At 31.8% G+C, this 19487-nt stretch carries 17 protein-coding genes; 2 read left to right on the forward strand and 15 right to left on the reverse strand.

Features of this window, described 5'->3' with window-relative positions; all coding sequences use genetic code 11:
• Positions 1–54: 54 nt before the first annotated feature.
• Together KTF99_RS12145 and KTF99_RS12150 are read right to left on the reverse strand one after the other, a co-directional pair.
• Positions 55–546: a hypothetical protein gene (locus tag KTF99_RS12145; protein WP_008791127.1), complete on the reverse strand. Its 492-nt coding sequence runs from the start codon at positions 544–546 to the stop codon at positions 55–57.
• A 25-nt stretch (positions 547–571) separates the two neighbouring features.
• Positions 572–2131, reverse strand: coding sequence for an alpha-glucoside-specific PTS transporter subunit IIBC (locus KTF99_RS12150; RefSeq protein ID WP_009301236.1), 1560 nt, complete (start codon positions 2129–2131; stop codon positions 572–574).
• 248 nt (positions 2132–2379) lie between these two features.
• Between KTF99_RS12150 and asnB the strand changes: the two genes are divergently transcribed.
• Positions 2380–4209 (forward strand): asparagine synthase (glutamine-hydrolyzing), encoded by a 1830-nt coding sequence (gene asnB, locus KTF99_RS12155; RefSeq protein WP_272222709.1) that lies wholly within the window; start codon positions 2380–2382, stop codon positions 4207–4209.
• An 8-nt stretch (positions 4210–4217) separates the two neighbouring features.
• Here the strand turns inward: asnB and KTF99_RS12160 are convergent, their stop codons facing one another.
• From KTF99_RS12160 to KTF99_RS12185, 6 genes are all read right to left on the reverse strand, one after another.
• Entirely contained in the window at positions 4218–4595 is a 378-nt protein-coding gene (locus KTF99_RS12160; RefSeq protein ID WP_003537312.1) for a hypothetical protein, read from the reverse strand.
• 64 nt (positions 4596–4659) lie between these two features.
• The gene (gene aroD, locus KTF99_RS12165) at positions 4660–5418 is read right to left on the reverse strand and encodes a type I 3-dehydroquinate dehydratase (RefSeq protein ID WP_009301238.1); all 759 of its coding nucleotides are present in this window, start codon (positions 5416–5418) and stop codon (positions 4660–4662) included.
• 146 nt (positions 5419–5564) lie between these two features.
• Positions 5565–6449 (reverse strand): ROK family protein, encoded by an 885-nt coding sequence (locus tag KTF99_RS12170; RefSeq protein ID WP_008791123.1) that lies wholly within the window; start codon positions 6447–6449, stop codon positions 5565–5567.
• 240 nt (positions 6450–6689) lie between these two features.
• The gene (locus KTF99_RS12175; RefSeq protein ID WP_008791122.1) at positions 6690–7601 is read right to left on the reverse strand and encodes an ABC transporter permease subunit; all 912 of its coding nucleotides are present in this window, start codon (positions 7599–7601) and stop codon (positions 6690–6692) included.
• A complete protein-coding gene (locus KTF99_RS12180) occupies positions 7582–8517 on the reverse strand; it encodes an ABC transporter ATP-binding protein (protein ID WP_008791121.1) in 936 nt (311 codons plus the stop codon). The genes KTF99_RS12175 and KTF99_RS12180 overlap by 20 nt, the downstream gene beginning before the upstream one ends.
• Positions 8510–11629, reverse strand: a complete 3120-nt coding sequence (locus KTF99_RS12185) for an FG-GAP repeat domain-containing protein (protein WP_029480912.1) — start codon at positions 11627–11629, stop codon at positions 8510–8512. The genes KTF99_RS12180 and KTF99_RS12185 overlap by 8 nt, the downstream gene beginning before the upstream one ends.
• 290 nt (positions 11630–11919) lie before the next feature.
• On the opposite strand from KTF99_RS12185, the gene brxF reads away from it, so the two are divergent.
• Positions 11920–12348, forward strand: coding sequence for a BREX-3 system P-loop-containing protein BrxF (gene brxF, locus KTF99_RS12190; RefSeq protein ID WP_003537301.1), 429 nt, complete (start codon positions 11920–11922; stop codon positions 12346–12348).
• A gap of 17 nt (positions 12349–12365) precedes the next feature.
• Here the strand turns inward: brxF and KTF99_RS12195 are convergent, their stop codons facing one another.
• Genes KTF99_RS12195 through KTF99_RS12225 form a run of 7 tightly spaced genes read right to left on the reverse strand, consistent with a single transcriptional unit; the run spans position 12366 to position 19481 of the window.
• Positions 12366–12974, reverse strand: a complete 609-nt coding sequence (locus KTF99_RS12195; protein ID WP_003537300.1) for a V-type ATP synthase subunit D — start codon at positions 12972–12974, stop codon at positions 12366–12368.
• A gap of 2 nt (positions 12975–12976) precedes the next feature.
• Positions 12977–14419, reverse strand: a complete 1443-nt coding sequence (locus KTF99_RS12200; RefSeq protein WP_008791119.1) for a V-type ATP synthase subunit B — start codon at positions 14417–14419, stop codon at positions 12977–12979.
• Between the two features lie 13 nt (positions 14420–14432).
• Entirely contained in the window at positions 14433–16184 is a 1752-nt protein-coding gene (locus KTF99_RS12205; protein ID WP_003537298.1) for a V-type ATP synthase subunit A, read from the reverse strand.
• A 15-nt stretch (positions 16185–16199) separates the two neighbouring features.
• Positions 16200–16796 (reverse strand): V-type ATP synthase subunit E, encoded by a 597-nt coding sequence (locus tag KTF99_RS12210; protein ID WP_003537297.1) that lies wholly within the window; start codon positions 16794–16796, stop codon positions 16200–16202.
• A gap of 12 nt (positions 16797–16808) precedes the next feature.
• Positions 16809–17117, reverse strand: a complete 309-nt coding sequence (locus KTF99_RS12215; RefSeq protein ID WP_003537296.1) for a V-type ATP synthase subunit F — start codon at positions 17115–17117, stop codon at positions 16809–16811.
• A gap of 19 nt (positions 17118–17136) precedes the next feature.
• Positions 17137–17568, reverse strand: coding sequence for an ATP synthase subunit C (locus KTF99_RS12220; RefSeq protein ID WP_003537295.1), 432 nt, complete (start codon positions 17566–17568; stop codon positions 17137–17139).
• 20 nt (positions 17569–17588) lie between these two features.
• Positions 17589–19481 (reverse strand): V-type ATP synthase subunit I, encoded by a 1893-nt coding sequence (locus KTF99_RS12225; protein WP_003537294.1) that lies wholly within the window; start codon positions 19479–19481, stop codon positions 17589–17591.
• Positions 19482–19487: the final 6 nt, after the last annotated feature.

Below are 19487 nucleotides of genomic sequence, written 5' to 3' on the forward strand. Positions count from 1 at the left end.
CCACCAGCAATAACAACTGAATATTTCTTTTCCATTTTCTTTTTCTCCTCTGTTTTACATTAATCTAAGCGTCGCAAATAAACAAACGGTTGAAAAGGCTACTACAATGAAGCTTCCTCCACCATACTGGAAAGTGTACTTCATTGTAAATTCCTTAAGGGTCTTGAATACTTTAATATCATATGTTTTAACTGTTACATAGAACAAGTAAGCAATAATCATAAAATATAAACTATTTAATGTTAAGGCCTGAGCTAAAAGCAATAATACGAAGTTAATACAAGCAAATTTAATGTCACCTTCTTTTAATTTTCTTTGTGCAATATTTAGTAAATAAGCAATATATGGATTAATCATTGCAATCAAGAAAATTACTGCTACACTTGGCTCACTGCTCAGCACTTCTGGCAAAGTAATTGAACGCATCATCGCTAACAACGATAAATATAGATAAGCAATAAACGGTGTAACCATTAAGAACACTTTAGCGATCATATAATATCGATCTAATCTTTTTAACTTCTTTTCATTAATTCTTTTTGCCATCTTCAAGACCATCCTTTTCATTTATTTATAGTAATGCTTCAAAATCTTCTCTTACACTTGGTACTTTTAATCCAACAATTACTTGAATATTTGTCTTAGTAGCTTTTAAACCATGAGTACCAATTGATTTAAAATAGCTATCAGATTGAACTAATTTTTCATCTTTTACATTAACTCTTAAACGAGTTGCACAGTTAGTAACATCAACAATGTTATCTTTACCACCTAATCCTTCAAGGATAGCAGCAGCTAAACTTTGTTTTTCTACCTTTCCACCAGCTTGTTTTTCTTTAAAATCAGCTTTAGTGTGGAATTTAATTTCTTCTTCATCATCTTCACGACCAGGTGTCTTGAAGTCAAATTTTAAAATCAAGAATCTAAATACAATGAAATAAATACCTGTAAAGACTAAACCTACTACCAATAATGTTAAATATGTTTGCCAGTGTGAAGCCATTAATGGTATAAAGTTAAGGGCTGACATTTCGATCAAACCACCTGATAATACCCCAACAACACCTAGCGCATTTGCTACTGTAGCTAAAGTAGCAGCTAATACTGCATGTACTACAAACAATACTGGTGCAATAAATAAGAATGTAAATTCAATTGGTTCTGTAATTCCACAAACAATAGCTGTTAATGTGATTGGAATTAATAGACCAGCAATTTGTTTTTTCTTCTTATCTTTAGCTGTCGCATAAAATGCTAGTGCGATACCTGGACATCCAAATACTTTAGATAAACCTGTAAGTGTTGGCCATGCCCAAGGTGCTAATGATTTTAAAGAATCACTTGAAGCCGCTAAATCTGGTAAAGCTGTTGCCCAAGCTGAATAAACTCCACCGTTGATAATTACTGAATCGTAGAAGAATGGGAAATACATTAAATGATGTAATCCAAATGGAATTAAGATACGTTCCATGAAGATAAAGATCCATACCCCGATTGATCCAGCACCAGCAACAAATCCTTGGAATGCACGCATACCATCTTGAACGATTGGCCATAACCATGCAGATAAAAATGCAACTGGTAATAAAGCAAAGAAACCAACAATTACTACGAATGATGAACCACTGAATGTTCCTAACCATTCAGGTAATTCAGTATCAAAGAATTTATTGTGTAAATATACAACGATACATGAAATCATTAACGCTCCGATCATCCCCATATCTAGAGTTTTAATACTAGCAATCATCGTAAGACCACTTGTACCTCCAGTTTCTGCTGCGAAGTCAACTCCGAAAGTTCCTCCCCATTGGCTTAAGATCGTACTTAAGAAATATTGAAATGTTAGATAAAGTACTAACGCTTCCATACAACATCTTGCTTGTTGTTTTTTCGCAAGACCGATTGGTAATCCAACCACGAAGATTAATGGTAACTGATTGAATACTGTCCATCCCCCTTGAAGAATGACATTCCATACTTGATACCACAATCCATTAGGGTCAGCTAGACCACCCATAATTGCTTCAGTTGTAAACAATGTTCCAATCCCGATAGTTGTTCCTGCAAAAGCAAATAACAGTACCGGCGTGAACATTGCCCCACCAAAACGTTGAATTTTTTGCAACATATTTTGTCCTCCCTTTTCTCTTGACACATACATCGTATCAATTTGAAAGCCGTTACACAACACTTTGACCAAAGTTAGAGACAAGGTGATATTTTCTATTATTTATCACATTCACCGTGATTTTTCACGCTAGCGCAAAACCCTTGATATACCTAATTTTTCGCATTTTTATGGAGAATCAAAAAAGAAAACACGGTTAAAATTATCTTTTGACATAATAAAAAGTATCATTCATATAATGATACGGGGTGATTAATTTGTGTGGATTTTTATGTATGTATGACTATATGAACGATTTAACTAATCAAGTTCAAAACTTTAATAAGATGCTTACATTATTAAAATATCGTGGACCTGATGATTTTAATATCGCCAGTAGTGAACATGTTTTATTAGGCCATTGTCGGTTATCAATTATTGACTTAAATGGCGGTAAACAACCATTTAAATATACTTATAATGATATTGAGTATACGATTGTATATAATGGTGAGATTTACAATATGAATACGATCAAAGAGCAATTAATTGATGAAGGGTACCATTTTACTAGTCAAAGTGATACCGAGGTAGTTGTTGCTAGTTTTATTGCTTACGGTCCACGTTGTCTTAATTTATTTGATGGAATTTTCTCTTTTGTAATTTCATATCAAAATAAACTTTTTGTGGCTCGTGATCAACTTGGTGTCAAACCGCTTTATTATTATCAAAAAGATGATTTATTTATTTTTAGTAGTGAAATAAAATGTATTTTAATGTATTTAGGGCGTTGTGTCGTTGATGAAACAGGACTTAAAGAATTATTAGGACTAGGGCCAAGTGTTTCGCCTGGTAAAACTATTTATAAAGATATCTATAGTCTTCGACCAGCACATTATATGAATGTCTTTAACGGTTACAAAGAAATCAATCGTTATTGGGCACTTGAGCGACGTAATCATAATCGGAGTTACGAAGAAACAGTTCATGATATCCGCTGTCTCGTAAATCATAGTATTCACCAACAGTTGTTGAGCGATGTCCCTGTATCATGCATGCTATCTGGCGGCCTTGATTCTTCGATCATCACTGGTGTTACTAGCCAATATATTTCCAAATTATCAACTTATAGTGTCGACTATCAAGATCAAGACAAATACTTCCAACCTTATGAGTATCAAACAACACGTGACGACCACTATATCGATGAAGTAAAAACACTGTATAACACCAAACATAAAACAGTAACTTTATCCCAAAAACAATTAGTGATGTCGTTAAAAGAATCATTGATTGCGCGTGATGCTCCTGGGATGGCAGATATTGATTCAAGTTTCTTATTATTTTCAAAAGAAATTTCTCATAATCATAAAGTTGTACTTTCCGGAGAATGTGCGGATGAAATTTTTGGTGGCTACCCATGGTTTTATCGAAAAGAACTTTACAGTATTGACGGCTTTCCATGGATGCGTGATTTAGATAAACGAATGGAACTATTCTCTGATGAAATTCAAGCACTGAATATCAAAAACTATGTCATGGATAAGTATCATCAAACATTAAACGAAATTGATTATCATGATCATACTTATGAAGATGCTAATAAGCGTAAAATGATCTATTTAAATATGGAATGGTTTATGCAGACTTTATTGACTCGTTCTGATAGTCAAACGATGCGTAGTTCTATTGAATTACGAGTTCCTTTCGCTAATAAAGATATTGTTTCATATTTATATAATGTGCCATGGGAATATATGTATCACAATGATATTGAAAAAGGTCTATTACGAGATGCTTTTAAAGATTTTCTACCAAGTGATATCTATAATCGAAAAAAGAATCCTTATCCTAAAACCCATTCACCATTATATCGTGATTTAATCGTAGAATTGTTAAAAGAATCATTAAATGATGAAAATAATCTACTTCTACGTTTATTTAACCGTGATAAATTAATTGATTTAATTAATAGTGGCGGAGAATCCTTTAAATATCCATGGTTTGGTCAACTGATGACTGGTCCTCAATTATTAGCATATTTCTATCAGATTTATCTCTGGGGTCGGATTTATCATGTTGAAATAGAACTAGAATAATCTTACGATTATTTTAGTTCTATATTTATATATTCATCTTTTAAAGATATCTCCCGAACATACTCATTATCAATAATAATACTTTCATCATTGATTGTTAAATATGGCAAATCCTTGACCGTTTCCTTTAAAACTTTATTTAAATCTAAATTAATAAATCCATATTTAATAACTCCGTTTATATCAATAATAATCTTATCTTCGACTCTTACCCGAGCTATTGCTCTCAGCTTTGTTTCTATATTATAATAATTTAAATTTGCACTTAGATGTAAATAGTCGTCGATCTTAATATTTAAGTCATAAAGGCTAATATCTTTATAATCAAAAAATTTTGGATATAAATATTTACATAATTTTTCTAATTCATTCTGATTTATTAACATTTAACCACCTATTTTATTTTATGTGTAAATTATAAAAAGGTGCAAAAAAAAGGACATATAGTCCTTAATTATTATGGTGAATCACTTTTAACACTTCTTTTAAAGCATGAACTTCAATTTGACCTGGAGCAGAGCTATTGTTATCTTTTCCAAATGTGATCGCTGAGCCAAATTGTTCACCTAAAATTCTTGTTGCAATTCCTTTGCTTGACATAGACATTGTAACAAGTGGTTTATCATATAACTCATTAGCTTTTAGTGTTGTTTCTAATAACAATAAAACATCACGATAGTCTTCTGGCATCACTGCAATCTTAATTATATCAGCTTCTAAAGAATCCATTTGTTTTATCTTTCCTAACATTGTATCAATACTAGGAGTACGAGTAAAATCATGACTAGACATAATGATTTTTTTATCATTTTGATGAATTAAATTACTTAAATTAATAACGGTATTAGTTCCACTAGATAATTCAACATCATAAATATCAAATGCTCCACTTTCAAGAGCAATTGAATATAATTGCATGTATTCATCATTACTTAATTTACCATTTCCTCCTTCAGGAACACTTCGGTAAGTTAAAATAATTCCTTGTTTAATTGCCATTGAAGCAATTGCTTTAAATAATTCGGTTAATTTTTGATGATCTAACAGTTCATTGAAATAATCAATTCTAAGTTCAATCAAATCTATATCTAATGACTGTAATCTAATCAAGTCTGTTATGATATCTTGATGATTGTTGCTAACAACTGGTACACATATCTTTGGCATACCCTCACCAATTACAATATTTTTAACTTTACAAACACCCATAAATCATCCTCCTAAAAACCATATTCATTTTAACATCAATATGTTTCTTTTAATAAGAATACTGAATGAACATTCCCCAATATTCACCTTTTATACTATAACACTATTGATGATAATATGATACTTTTTTAGGGTAAAAAAACAAATTATTTTATGCTAAGAAAGTATGATAGCGCTCCAATTAAGTTTGCTTCATTATAAAATTTACATGTCGTTACATTTGGTTTAAGCAGCTGATTAGTCTCGTTAGCAATTATTTCAACCGCCTCTTTAATCAGCTTGATCAATAGAGGTTGTTTAGAAATTCCTCCACCAATACAGATTACTCCTGGATCATAACTATACTGAAGGTTATACAACTGTATTGCAATATCCAGACAAAAATTTTTCAGTACCTCCAGAACAACTTCATCCGCATTGTTAGCCAATTCAAAAACACGTCTTCCATCAATTGACGTGACTGCTAAAGCTTCCGCTGCCCGCTTACATAAAGCTGTTGTAGAAGCAATGTCCGACCAGGTCAATACTTGATTAGTCTCTTTATCATAATCAACGATCAGGGTACTTATTTCACCAGCAAATAAATGTGCACCATGATGAATTTGTTTATTTTTTATAATCGCTCCACCAATTCCAGTTCCTAAAACTACAATTATTGCATCATCATAAGCTTGTGCACTCCCAATCCAGGCTTCAGCCAATCCAGCGCACTTAGCATCATTTTCCAAAGAAACCTTTATATTATCACAAGCTTTAGAAATTAGCTCAGTTAAACAGATTCCCTGTAAATATGGATACGCAACAACGACTTTGATCGTTCCATTAGCTGCATCAATAACACCGGGACATGATAAAGCAATTCCTTCAACTTTCCTATTACTTTCGTGGTATATTTTAGCAACTGTTTCTATAAATTTATCTAAGCTGTCTACTGCTGTTGATAAAATTTCTTGTTTATTAAAAATTTCTCCCGCTTCGTTCATCCAGCAATATTTTATTGCTGTTCCACCAATATCAAATACTAGATACATCGCTCAATCCTCCTACTAATTAATAATATCATAGATTTTAATCGGAGTGTTTATTAATCTTATTTTGAAAAAAGTTCTCATAAAAAAACTAGAAAATTATTATGTAAATAACTTCTAGTTTTATAATCCGTAAAGGAACCTCTATTGTTCAAAGGGATATACAGCTTTGCTACTAAAAAAGCGGTAGTCAAAAACATTACTCAAATAATAAGATTCATTGTATTATTATATAGTACTAAATTAAATGTCTTTTTTATCCATCCGGCGATAAGATAAAACATACAGTCCACTAGCTAAGGCTAGATAAACTGCTGTAATCAAACCACTATTTAGTGACTGATTCAATGTATAAACAGCACGATTTCCTAAATCAAAATCAGTTACACCATATGAGTAAAGATTTGTGAACATTCCAAACATGCTTAGATCACCTAACATTGTATTAAAATCTCCAACCAGCATTAAAAATTGATTAAAGATCAATGAAAGATGATAATTAATATCAAATAAATATAAATGATAGGTATCATATTTTCCAGTATTCGTAAGGAAAATTCGGGCAAAAGGGATAATTCCAAAAATTAGTGCAGCTAATGCTACTAGAATTAAAATAGCAGGTACTTTCTTTTTAAAACATGATGATAGAAAAGTCGCTAATCCCCCAAGAATAAAAATTAAAATTATTCCATAACTAATGAAGGCAAGAGTAGCTGCTAATACCATCCGTAATATATCTTTTTCAACACCACTTAAAATAATAAAGACCATTAAGAATGTCGCAAAAGAAATAACCAAATAAACAAAACTGCCCACTAGCATACCACCTACTTTACCGATTACTAACTCTAAACGTGATATTTTTTTTGATAATAATAATCTCATTGTCCCCTCGTGAATTTCACTTGCGAAAAGTCCCGAACCACTATTCGAACAAATAATCCAGATCAACATTCCTACTAATAAAACGAAAGCTAAAACTGCATAAAACATTAAAATATCTTGTGATAAAGAAAGATAAGTTGGCTTTTGACTCATTAAACCAAGATATTGATTTGATAGTATAAAACCAAAAAAGCCACTAATAATCACACACGCAACAACCGGAATAAGCTTAAACATTTTAATAAATGTCTTACTGAATAGTACTTTCATGATCATTTTCCTCCACTAACTGCTGATATAGTCCTTCTAGAGAAATCGTATCCTCTTTTAATAAATCTAATTCATAATCATTTTCATAAATAAACTTAACAATTTCTTTTTTACATTTTTGTTTATCATCTATACTTACTCTTAAAACTCCATTATTGAGCGTATAAAAATACCCTTTAGTTTCTAAATATGTTTGTAAATGCTCATTATGATTACAGCTTACAAGTAATTTTTCTTGATTAAATTCATTTTGAACTACATCAATAGGTTGATTTAAAACTACATGACCTTTATTGATCATAATAACATGATCAATGATCATTTCTAATTCCGTTAAAACATGTGAACTAATTAAAACCGTCATCTTCCGCTGCTTTACTAAACGTTTTAAAGTTTGAATAATTTCATAACGACTAGTTGGATCTAAATTAGCGGTTGGTTCATCCAGTAATAAAATCTCTGGCTTATGCATCATTGCTTGAATCAATCCAACTTTCTTTTTCATCCCTGTTGAAAATTTAGCAACACGTTTCAACTGATGTTCAACTAAATCAAATTCTTCTAATAATTCCTTAGTTCGTTTTAAAGCTTCATCATAGCTAAGATCAGACAACATCCCCATATAGACTAAATATTCTAAACAGCTCATATCACTATAAAAATTAGGAAATTCTGGAGAATATCCCATTATTGCCTTTGCTTCATTAGAACCTAACGGATACCCTTTGATCAAACCACTCCCTTTGGTCGGAAAAATCAAGCCCATCAGCAATGACATAGTTGTTGACTTTCCTGCTCCATTCGGCCCAATCATACCGTAAATTTTTCCTCCCTCTAAACTAAAAGACAAATCATCAATTGCTTTATAATTACCAAAAACTTTATCCATATGTTCAATCACAATTAATTTATCCATGTTTAACACCTGCCTTTTTCATTAATCGATATTTTGGGTAGAAGACTAAACCAAAGCCGCCAGCAACAATTCCTATTACCAGTAACATAATCAAATAACGACTAATAGTGCTTTTTTCCACTGTAATTACAGTAGCATAATGAGTAACCTTTCCTTGACCATCATTATATGAAAAGATTAAATCATGCTCTCCTGCTAATAATTTAACATTAAAGTTTTTAGCTGTTGTCTTTTCAATCAAATTTCCTTGATCATAAACATACATCAAACCATTCTTTTCTGTTTTATAACTTATTTTTAAATTCCCATCATTTACATCTTTTTCATTAAAATCAACTAATTCAAAATCTCGTTGATCAGTAAAACTATATAACTGCCCTACATTATCTTCAAGCTGCAATAGCTGATTATTTAAAGTTCGAGCACTCGTGACTGCCATTTTTAATCCCGCTACTAAACTATCATTTCTATAATCATATATTTGTGATAATGTACCATCATTATAGATTAATTTTGATTGTCCGATCACTGTAGTAATTTGACTCGAATCATAGTTTCCTTTACCAAGGATCTTACTTTTTAACTCCTCATAATTACTTCCATTTAAAATCTTTAGAATATTCTTTGTACCATAGTCAGAATTATCATAATCCCTAACTAAATACGCTAACTCTTGAATCCCGTCATCATTAAGATCATTGATTTTAACTACACTATTTCCATTTTCAATTAAATTAAAACTAACTATATTTTCCAAAGGAACCGGATCACCCATAGAATTATCCCAATCATTATGATAATCAGTAATTAAGTATTCAAATAACTTTTCACCAGTTGCTCCACTAAGAACAGTCCTCATTTCATCATAAATACCATAAACAAGATCATCAACTCCATCATTGTCATAATCAATTCCTGTCACACTAAAACTATCTTCTTCATTTTCATAGATAACACCATCTTTTAATAATGAATATCGTACCGATAAGTCTTTCCCTTTAATGACTTGGAAACATTGACAGCCTTTATCATTATAAGCATTGATTACAAAATCTTTGATTCCATCATGATCAAGATCGCCTAGCACTTTAACATGAATATTGTTTTGCAATTTTTTATCATAACTTTTAGCAATATTAGTTTTTTGATAAGTTATATCATAACCATTCTTTAACGAATAATATAATCGCATTTCACTTTCACCAATATTGACTAGATCACTTATTCCATCATTATTCACATCACCTACGTCAATAATCGTAGTAGCACCTTCAAATGATTTATTATAAACACTTCTAAATGTTAACGATGCCCCATCAAGAATATTCTCATCAACAATAATTTCTGATTTGCCATCATTATTCATATCTGTAAAATATCTAATTGTTTCACCAATTAAATAATGTTCATAATACTTATTATTTTCATCATAGCCTTTTTCTAATAATACCTTTTTATCTGCCAGCGTATTTCCGTCATTTAAATTCATAATTACGATATGACTAGCAATTACCTCACCATTAGCGTTTAGTTCACTGACTAAACTTAAAAGATGATTATGTTTTTCATCATAATTAATCGCTTCAAAACCATTATTATGATAACCATCTGGAATGTTAAACGTAACTAAATTATCATCACGGCCACCTAAACCCATTTTTTTAATTTGCGTTATTTTACCATTATTCAAAACAGACACGATTGTACCATCACTAAGATCAACAACTTTATTAACAACTTTAACACTACCTAAGTACTCTATTGTTTTCAAATCTTGATCAACAAGCAGTGACACACCCCCGTCAACTTGTAATAAATAACGTTCTCCTTGATTAGCAAAATGAATTTTCACATTTTTACTATTAATACCATTAAGATTCAAATTAGTTTGTTTTAATACTGTACCATCATTTAATGAATAAGCGACAAGTCTTAACTTTCCAGTACTAGCATACGTTGGAACAACCAAAGCAGGCTGATTATCAAAAATACCTTTAACCGCTCTACTATAATCTAAATTATATTGCTCAACAGGAATATCCAGTTTAACCTCCATCTTTTCAAGATCAATAAGTATTAAATGAGGTATCTCTTTTTCACTATCTCCTTCATTTAATTCAATTTGTGGACTCCCCAAGTAAGCACTTATCAACATTAAATTATTATCTAATAAATCCATTCGATAACTCATAAAACTAATATTATGGATTCCTGTAGGAACTAGTTGACCGCTCCATTTATTATTGTTTTTTAATAAATTTCCTAATTTCTCATCAATATCCTCTTCTAAATTTACTGTTTTAATAATTTTCCCATTCATTTGATCAATTTGATATAATTTGGCATCTTCTGTAGTTACATACAATTTATCTTTAATATACACAATATCCCAAATATTTAAATTGACTTTCCCCAAAGTATCATATCGTGGATCTTTAATTTCTTTAGGTGTTGTTAATGCAACTGTATAATTTAATTTTCCATTAGTTTTATTAAGACTTCCCAATTCTCCTAATTGTGTCGTAAAAATAACCTGATTATTAACTAATGCCATTTTCCAAATATTATCTTTCGCTTCATAATCAAATACAACCTGATAATCTTTTGTACTAATTCCTACTAAATGATAATTATAAATTAAATAGACAATATTATCATTAAATAGAATTTGTCTAATTGTGGCATTCTTATTCACTGCCTCATTATTATCATTAATCGTGTTATAAGAATATTTTGTAGCATATAATACTTTTGAAGTTTTTGAACTAACGATTTTAAAATCATCATAATCATCTTCACTATCAATATAAACAGCAACATCTTTAAGACCATCATTATCAACATCATCAATTATTTCAAATTCTTTAACCGGCTTACCAACTTTGATTTTAAAATCATCGTTACCAATAAAAACTAACTCTGATTGATTAGATACCATCAATCCGCTTAGTCCTTCGCCTAAATCAACATTTTTCCCATTACAGCCACCTTCAATTTCATTACCTTCACCATAACTAACTAAGCTATTTATGCCGGTAATTGCCTGTAGTGGCATCAACGACATAGCCAAAATCAAAATCGTAGCGATTAAAAAAGTAAGCATTTTCTTCATTCTAAGCATCTCCTTTTAATATCATGTTTCATAACAAAACTGTATCATTCCCTATAGTACAGTTTCATTATATCATCGCATTAACTGTATCACAATAGATAGTACACCTTTTTAGAAAAACTTTAGAAATACTTAATGACTATAAATCGTCAATATTTCCTAGGAAATACTAGTAAAATTATGATATTGCTAGGAAATGACAAATATAAATGATAGAATGAAAATAGATAATAAGTCGATTTTAACAAGGTTTTTTGGATTAAAGAGAATATAAAAAGGAGGACAGACCCATGAACCCGTTAACAGCAGAAATCGCCACCGCCCAAAATAGTGATAATAAACTAATTTTAATTATCGGTGGTCCTGGGAGTGGTAAATCAAAACTTATTCATGACTATAGCAATGAAACCGGTATTCCAATTCTAAATCTTGATCAGATCTTTAAAGATGATTGTAGTGAAATCATCACTGTAATGAATGACTTTATTGATAACTACGATAAAGAAGTTCTTTTGTTGGATAATAAAAGAGTCCTTTATGCTAAGGACTCAAATATCGATATGTTAACATTTTTAAAAGAATTAGCTAAAAAAATAATTGTTGTAGCAACATGGAATGGTACTATTGCTGATAATAAATTAATTCATATTCGTTCTAAACTACCAGCTAATCTTGAATATTCTTTAAAAAATGAACAAATTAAATTTATTAAATGTTAAAAATAGAAGCATAGCTTCTATTTTTTCATTTCTTTAATAACTTTTTGACGTGTAAATTCTTCTCTTTCTTTTTCTTCCAACGCTTCTGAAATAACCTTAATAGTTGATTCGAAGCGCGGAATCGAAATATTTCTTAAAGCGTTAGCACGTTTTTGGGTTTTACGAATCGTATTAGCTAAACGATAAACACTATTTTCTACCTCTGCTAATAAAACTGTTAATTGTTTTACGTTGTAAAAACAATTATAAGCATAATCGACTTTTGAATTTGAACGTTCAATATCATAAGTCATCTTTAAGGGTTGTTTATCATAAGCAATCTTAGGAATCTCAACCCCCATAACACTTCGATAAGCAATTGAAATCCCATAATCCTCAGGTGTACTATTAACAATATCTGTAATTAACCCCATTGAAATATTAGCCTCTTGAAGTGCATCATATGCTTCTTGATATGAAGAAGTAATTTGATCACGAATAAGTTTTACATCATCTAATAAAGTCATCATTTCTTTGATTAAAACGTTACGTTTTTGATCCATTAGATTATATCCAAGGTTCGCTAATTGCAATGATTTTTTCATTGCAATTAGATTACCTTTAGTTGGAACTACTTTCAAGGCCATGATTATTCACCTTCTTCTTGTAATTCTTTAATAATCTTCTTTTCTTTAATGTTAAAGCGTTCAACCGCTTTTTCATGATTATAGTATTGATCTAACAGAGCATTATCTAAACGGTCTAAGGCCTCACGAGGAAGAACTGAAACTAGATCCCATCCTAAATCTAATGTTTCTTCAATACTACGGTTAGTATCAAAACCTTGGTTAATAAAGTATTCTTCAAATAAACGACCAAAGCTAATGTATTTTTTATCCATATCTGATAATTCATCTTCACCAATAACTGATGTCAATGAACGAACATCTTGAACATGGGCATAGCATGCAAATAATTGGTTTGCAATATCTTGATGATCTGCACGAGTAAACCCTTCACCGATTCCATCTTTCATTAAACGACTTAATGAAGGTAATACTCCTACTGGAGGATAAACTCCAGCTGAGTTTAAATCAACATCTAAAGTGATTTGCCCTTCAGTAATATATCCTGTTAAGTCAGGTACTGGATGAGTAATATCATTATTAGGCATTGTTAGAATTGGAATTTGGGTTACTGAACCTTCAGCATCTTTGATGATTCCTGCTCTTTCATATAATGAAGCCAAGTCAGAATATAGATATCCAGGATATCCTTTACGACCAGGAATTTCACCCTTACTTGAAGAAAATTCACGTAAAGCTTCACAATAAGAAGTAACATCGGTATAAATTACTAAAACATGCATATTTTGTTTAAATGCTAAGTATTCAGCAGCCGTTAAAGCACAACGTGGCGTTAAAATACGTTCAATAATTGGATCATTTGAAAGATTTAAGAACATGACTACTCTTTCCATAACCCCAGCTTCTTTAAAACTACGTTTAAAGTATTCAGCTACGTCATTAGTTACCCCCATAGCTGCAAAAACAACAGCAAATCCTTTACCCGCCTCATCAGCAATTTTCGCTTGTTTTACAATTTGAACTGCTAAACGGTCATGTGGTAAACCAGATACTGAGAAAATTGGTAGCTTCTGTCCACGAATCAATGTCGTTAAACAGTCAATTGAAGAAATTCCAGTATTAATATAGTTACGTGGATATACCCGTGATACAGGGTTTAATGGCAATCCATTGATATCCATTTCAGCTTCAGCATATACTTCACCTAAACCATCAATTGGGCGACCAGCACCAGAGAAAATTCTTCCAAGAATTTCTTTAGAAACTGGTAATTCCATCGGTTTACCTAATAACCTTGTTTTTGTATTTTCAAGTGACAAGCCATTTGTTCCCTCAAATACTTGAACAACAACTTTTTCACCTTCGATTTGAACAATTCGACCAGCTCGAGTTGTTCCATCTTTTAGTTGAATATCAACCATTTCATCGTATGAAGCACCCTTAACGTGGTCTAAAACGACTAATGGCCCATTTATTTCATTTAAGCCTACATATTGTAATGACATAATCATTTTCCTCCTACGCTACAGATTTGATTGCTTCATCAATATCATGATAATAAGTATCTAATTTTGCAATATTATCATTTGGAATATCATATTTCATTTTAATAACTTGATCAAAGATTCCAGTATCTACGATACGTCTTACGACTTTACCTTGATTTACCGCTTCTTTACAACGTTTATTTAAATATAAAATTACTTCCATCATTTTTAATTGTTTTTCCATTGGTACATAAGTGTCATCTTTATGGAACGCATTTTGTTGCAAATATCCAACTCGAACTACCTTTGCAACCTCAATAATTAATTTTTGATCTTCTGGCAATACATCAGGACCCATTAATTGAACAATTTCGTTCAATTTTGCTTCTTCTGCTAAGATATAAGCAATTTCTTGACGATCACTTACAAATTTAGGCCCAACATTTTTACTATACCACTTTTCAAGATCATAGACATAATCACTATAACTTTGTGTCCAGTTAATTGCAAAATAGTGACGAGCATAAGCTAGAGCTTTGTCTAATGCCCAGAAACAACGTACGAAACGTTTAGTATTTTGAGTAACTGGTTCTGAGAAGTCTGCCCCTTGAGGTGAGACTGCTCCGATAATTGATACTGAACCTTCTTGTCCATTTAATGTTTCCATATATCCAGCCCGTTCATAGAATTGTGATAAACGAGATGGTAAATAAGCTGGGAACCCTTCTTCAGCAGGCATTTCTTCTAGACGACCAGAAATTTCACGAAGTGCTTCAGCCCAACGAGATGTTGAATCAGCCATAATAGCAACATGATAACCCATATCACGATAATATTCTGCTAAAGTAACTCCAGTATAAATACTTGCTTCACGTGCCGCAACTGGCATGTTTGATGTATTGGCAATTAAAACCGTACGGTCAGTAAGTGGTTTACCACTCTTAGGGTCGATCAATTCACTAAATTCTTCAAGAACTTGAGTCATTTCGTTTCCACGTTCACCGCACCCAACATAAACGATAATGTCTGCATCGCACCATTTAGCAATTTGGTGTTGGGTCATTGTTTTACCTGTACCGAAACCACCTGGAATAGCAGCTGTTCCTCCTTTAGCAATCGGGAACAGCGTATCGATAACCCGTTGACCAGTTACTAGAGGTGTTCCAATTGGTAATCGTTTTGTGACTGGGCGTGATTGTTTAATTGGCCATTTTTGGCATAATGTACATTCAATGATCTTACCATGAGCATCTTCAATTTTCATGACCACATCATTGATTGTATATTGACCATCTTCAACCACTTCAACCACTTTACCACTAATCAATGGACTAACCATACATTTATGAACGATTAAATCAGTTTCAGGTGTTGTTGCATAAATAGTTCCACCTTTGACTTCATCGCCAACTTTAACAGTCATTGTAACATCCCACTTTTTAGCAATATCTAAAGAATCAACATTGCTTCCGGCTTGGATAAATGCTCCTGATTCTTTTTCAAGTGCTTTTAGTGGACGTTCAATCCCGTCAAAGATATTTCTTAAAATTCCTGGGCCTAACGTTGCACAGATTGGCGAACCAGTTGAAACAACTGGTTCACCTGGCTTAAGACCAGTAGTAGTTTCATATACTTGGATGGTAGTAAATTCTTTAGAAATTGAAATTACCTCACCCATTAATGAATCATTACCTACATATACCATTTCCAACATGGAAAAAGACACTGTATCTTTTACTTTTACAACGGGTCCGTTAATAGAATAAATTACATTATTGTTCATATATTAACCCCCTGTCTATTTAATCATTAATCCTGATGTTTTATAGAACCAATCCTTTTGGTTTTCTAAAGCAAAGTCTAATGATTCATCAACAACGACATTAGTAGCTTTATTTTTAACAATAAATCCACCAATCGTAATCTTATCACTTACTTCTACTTCTAAAGCTGTACCATAAGCTTTAATCAATTCATCTTTATATTTCATATCAGCTTCTCTAAGTTCAAGAGTTGAATCACTCATTGGATATAATTTCCCAATTTCTTCCATATGTTTAACTAGATACGCCTGATAATCTTTGCTATTTGCAAAAGCAACTAATTTATCTTTAGCTTCACTAAAGATATTAGCTACATATTCATCTCTTTTTTCAACTAACTTCTTAGTCTTTTCTTCTTGTGATGAAGAAGCTTCAACACTAGCATTTGAAGAAATTTCTACTAACTCTTTAGCAAGTAATGCTTCGGCATCTTTCTTAGCTTCAGCTTTAATTTGGTTGTATGCTTCTTCTTCAAGACGCTTTGCTTCATCTAAGATTTTTTCTTCTTCAAGATTTGCTAATCTTTCAATCTCTTCTTTCATATAAAGAAATACTTGTTCTTTCTTTTCCATAGCATTCCCCTTCTATAACTTCACACCAATTGCTTCTGAAACATATTTGTCAATCGTTTCACCAATTTTTGATTCACCATGACGGTCTGGTATTTCAACAAGCAATGGTTTTTGTTGTTTTAACTTGATTTCTGAGATAACATCAGGCGCAAGTTCAATTAAGTTAGTAGTGATCAAGATGATTCCGATCGAATCATCTTTTAATTTTGTTTCTAGTAATTCAAGAAACTCTCTTCTTTTATGAACTACTTGGCCTTCAATTCCTACTAATCTAAGTCCTACTTGGGTATCGACGTTATCACTTATACAATAAAATCGCATAATGATCACATTCTTTCAATTAGATTTTGTTGATAATTAAGATAGAAATTAATAACCCGTAAATAGCAACCCCTTCACCTAAGGCTACGAAAATTAATGATTTACCAAAGTTCTTTTCATTTTCAGAAAATGCTCCGATAGCCGCAGGAGCAGCAGCAGCAACAGCGATCCCAGCTCCTAAAGCTGATAAACCAGTAGCTAAAGCAGCAGCTACGAAACCTAAACCTTGAGCAATTGTTCCAGTAATTACAGCTGTTTCTTCAGCGTATACACCGTTAGTTACAGCAGCCAAATATAATGCTAAACATACTGCTCCAGCAAATCCAGCAACATGAGTTGCTAATCTAATTTTAGCGCTTTTTACGCTTACTTTTCCTGTGAATACTTTAATTAATGGTAATGATAATAAGATAACTACTAATGCTGGTAAAATAAATTCTAAAACTGTCATAATGACTTCCTCCTCGATTTTTAATCCTCTTTAATAGTTTTAAATGAAATTCCGTTTCCTTCGTAGTATCTACTAAACATTTCGTAGAACTCTAACCGTAAAACTTGAATTCCGACAATTAATCCTTCTAAGCACATTACAAAAATGTTACCAAAAATTATAACGGCTAGCTCACCAACGCCACCGACCATTTCAGCCAATGTATATACAACCAACATCATTCCGGCATGTGATAAAACAAATCCTCCAACCCGTAAAAATGACATTGTGTTAGTGATGAAAGATAAGACTACTTCGAATAATTCGAAGAATCCTTCAACAAAGAACGCACCAAAACCATTTGGGAACATTGCTTCATGTTCTTCAAATTTTCTAATTAGTGGTTCCTTTAGGAAAATTAGAAATAGTGGTAATGCAATCAATCCAACTACATAAATAACATTAACAAATCCTAATCCTAAAAACATATTTATAACTAATCCCAAAATAGAAATATAAAAGACTAATCCACAAATTCCATTTTGACTTAGCACTGCTTCTCCAAAATTCTTCTTTTTAAAACTCAAAATAACATTAAACGCCATCGAAATAATAATTAAAATTATTCCTAAACAAATCGCAGCGATCAATAATGTCATCGTGTTGTCTGGCGACATTGCATTGAATAACGGAATCAAAATTTCCTCATTTCCAAATACCGAACCAAAGACAACCCCAAAAAGCATACTGGAAATTCCTAAACGGACTCCAACCGCACCTAATTGTAAACCAAACTTTTTATAAGCCACAAATCCAACAAGTGATAAAATAACCCCTTGTCCTACGTCACCAAACATAATTCCGAATAACAAGGTATATGATAATGCCACTAATAAAGTTGGATCGGCATCATTATATTTAGGTACCCCATACATTTCGACGAACATTCTAAACGGCCGTGAAAACCAATTATTTTTAAGCAATGTTGGTGGCGATAAACGAACATCACTATTAGCTGGTTTAATATCAACTGTTACTTTCTCTAATGTTTCAAAATCTTCTTTGAATTTTTTAACACTACGTGTTGGAACAAAACCATTGACAGAAAGTTTATCACCGATTACAACAACATATTTTTGCATGATAAAGACATCATTTAAATGTTTTGCAATCGTATAGATTTCATTCAACTTATCACGGTCATTAGCAAACATTTTATCAATTCGCTCTTTTAATTTTTCACTTTGTTCTTTAGCAACATCAGCTTCTTCTTGAATCTCACCAATAGCAAGTTCTGGTGAACCGTGAACAAAGGCCGGAATATGAATCCGTTCAAAATACAATGATGAGAAAATATTATCAACTTCTGGTGCATCACCAGGCGTTGTAATATACATACACCAAGTATATTGATTATCATTGTGAAATGCTTTAAAGACAAATGGTAATGATTCATAATAATCTAATTTAGAAACATTATTTACTGGAATTTTTCCAAATCTAACCTGAAGATATTTACAGCTAAACAAATCATCAAAATCAACATCAATATCAGCAACATGTTGCAACTGAATGATTGCTTCCTGATTTTCAATAATCATCCGATCTAATTGTACTTTTACAGCATCAATTCGCTCAACATCAAGCAGTAGATCATCTAAATATTCTTTTACCCGCAGCACATTGATTTGATTAGTTTCAACTGGCACTTCTTCTAGCTTAAAATGATACTTATTTGATGCATCATTCAATCGCACCAAGATTTCTTCATAAAGATTATCTTGATTGTAAACACTTAGTCCCGTTACACTATCAATAAACTTAGAGGCCAACTCAGGATGAAAGTCATCATGGCTAAAAAGCTTTAATAAAACTTCATTGTAACGATACTTATCAAAATTAATACTAACTAAGTTTAATCTTGAAATCGCCATTATATC

The sequence above is a fragment of the Erysipelatoclostridium sp. MSK.7.34 genome (assembly GCF_019041935.1).
GTDB classification, from domain to species: Bacteria; Bacillota_I; Bacilli_A; order Erysipelotrichales; family Coprobacillaceae; genus Thomasclavelia; species Thomasclavelia ramosa.